This window comes from Micromonospora sp. NPDC049580 (genome assembly GCF_040675595.1).
Lineage (GTDB): Bacteria > Actinomycetota > Actinomycetes > Mycobacteriales > Micromonosporaceae > Micromonospora.
In genome coordinates, this window is the sequence record NZ_JBFAPG010000714.1 from 1 (window position 1) to 2,191 (window position 2,191).

Below are 2,191 nucleotides of genomic sequence, written 5' to 3' on the forward strand. Positions count from 1 at the left end.
GCTCGGCGAGCGCCGCGCCGTGCAGCGCGGCGACCCGGGGATCGGCACTGCCCCGAGCCGCGGCGAAGGCGTCGATCGCCTCGTCGAGGTCACCCGGGCGCCGGTGCAGCCGCCACCGGTCGCGCAGCCGCTGGCCGAGGTTCATCCGCGCCATCGTGCGCACCGGCGTGCCCGTCGCGGCGGCCCGGACCGCGTCGCGCAGCACCGTGATCGACTCGTCCAGCGCGGCCGGGTCGCGGTCGACCTCGTACGTGTCGCCCAGGACGTTGCCGAGGTTGAACAGCCGCACGGGACGTTCCGGGTCCCCGAGGCCGGTGGCCTCCAGGCTCTCCCGGTGCGCCGTCACGGCCGCCGGGAGGGCCCTTCGTCGGCCGAGGTGCTGGAACTGGTCACGGTGGACCCTGCCGAGGGCGGACAGGTAGTGCAGCCGCTCCGGCGCACCGGCCGGCGTACCGTCGAGGGCCTGGCGCAGCAGCGATTCGGCCCGGTCGGCCGCCCGGTAGTCGCGGCTGGTCTCCGCGGCGGCCATCAGCATGACGGCCTCGACGTAGCGGGCGCCGGCGGCGTCGGCACCCGACCCGGCCGACCGCGGGCCGGACCGGGTCGGCGGCGCGTCGGCGTGTGGGCCGCCGCCGCTTGGCGGTCGGTGCGCGTGCAGCAGGGCCAGCATTGCCGGCGACACCCGCTGCGGGGCGCAGCGCAGCAGGAACTGGGTGAGCCCGAGCGCCTGGCCGAGGTCGTCGGCGTCCTCGCCCGGGGGCAGCAGTTGGTATCGGTACCAGTGCAGGCAGGCCAGGAGGAACACACCCTCGGCGACCCGCTCGGGCAGCGGCCCGTCCGTGGGCGTCGCGGTCACCAGGTCGACGACGGCCTCGGCGTCGCGGATCGCGCCGGAGTCGAGGACCGCCCGGTGGTCGCGGGTGGTGTCGAAGCGGTCCAGCCGCTCCCGCAGCCGACCGACCGGGTCGGGTCTGAACCGTCGCCACATCGCGCCTCCCCCGGCCGGCCGCACCGACTCGGATCAGGCGTAGCAGACCGGACAGGAGGGGCGCTAGCGGCAGGACGACAGTGATCGCGTGCTGCCGTGTCGGCGCACACAATCGGGCGAGCGGCGGCATGATGGCCGGCTCCCGGGGGATGATCACGAGGTGGTGGGTTGTCTGTCTTGCCCGCCGCGACGAAGACGATTGGGGATGCGCGTATGGCCACCGACATCAGCAAGCAGCCCGCGAAGGCGTCCGGTACGTACCGGATCGGGGGCGACGTCACGGTCAACCGGCTCGGTTACGGGGCGATGCAGATCACCGGGCCGGGTGTGTGGGGTGATCCGAAGGACCCGGCCGAGGCGCTGCGGGTGCTGCGTCGGGCGGTCGAGCTGGGCGTGACGTTCATCGACACCGCCGACTCGTACGGCCCGTTCGTGTCCGAGCTGCTGATCCGCGAGGCTCTGCACCCGTACGCCGACGACCTGGTCATCGCGACCAAGGCCGGGCTGACCCGCTCCGGCCCGGGCGACTGGCGTCCGGTGGGCCGGCCGGAGTACCTGCGTCAGCAGTGTGAGCTGAGCCTGCGTCACCTGGGTCTGGACAGCATCCCGCTCTACCAGCTGCACCGGATCGACCCGCAGGTGCCGCTGGCCGACCAGTTGGGTGAGCTGGCCCTGTTGCAGCAGGAGGGCAAGATCCGCCACATCGGGCTGTCCGAGGTGAGCGTCGAGCAGATTGAGCAGGCCCGCGCGATCACCACGATCGCCTCGGTGCAGAACCTCTACAACCTCGCCAACCGCAGCGCCGAGGACGTCCTGGAGTACTGCGAGCGCAACGACCTCGCGTTCATCCCGTGGTTCCCGATCGCCACCGGCGAGCTGGCCCGGCCGGGCGGCCCGCTGGACGCGATCTCCACCGAGCACGGCGCGACGCCCGCGCAGCTCGCGCTGGCCTGGCTGCTGCGCCGCTCGCCGGTGATGCTGCCGATCCCCGGCACGTCCTCGGTGGCGCACCTGGAGGAGAACGTGGCCGCGGCCGACGTGCGGCTCACCGACGACGAGTTCGAGGCGCTGACCAAGGCGAGCTGACCAAGGCGAGCTGAGCGAGGCCGTGCGGGTGGTCCCGGCCGGCTACCGCATTCCTCCCCAGATCACCCGTCACCGATTCGAGGACATGCTCGAGGTTCGCCTGCTCCTCGAGCCGGC

The 2,191-nt window shown here is 73.2% G+C and carries 2 protein-coding genes; one reads left to right on the forward strand and one right to left on the reverse strand.

Annotated features, from left to right (window positions below; translation table 11 throughout):
- A partial coding sequence (locus AB0J68_RS31310) for a hypothetical protein (protein WP_363942394.1) occupies positions 1 to 988 on the reverse strand: 988 nt, incomplete at its 3' end.
- 213 nt (positions 989 to 1,201) lie between these two features.
- Here AB0J68_RS31310 and AB0J68_RS31315 point away from each other — a divergent pair.
- The gene (locus AB0J68_RS31315; RefSeq protein ID WP_354862534.1) at positions 1,202 to 2,074 is read left to right on the forward strand and encodes an aldo/keto reductase; all 873 of its coding nucleotides are present in this window, start codon (positions 1,202 to 1,204) and stop codon (positions 2,072 to 2,074) included.
- The last annotated feature ends 117 nt before the right edge of the window (positions 2,075 to 2,191 follow it).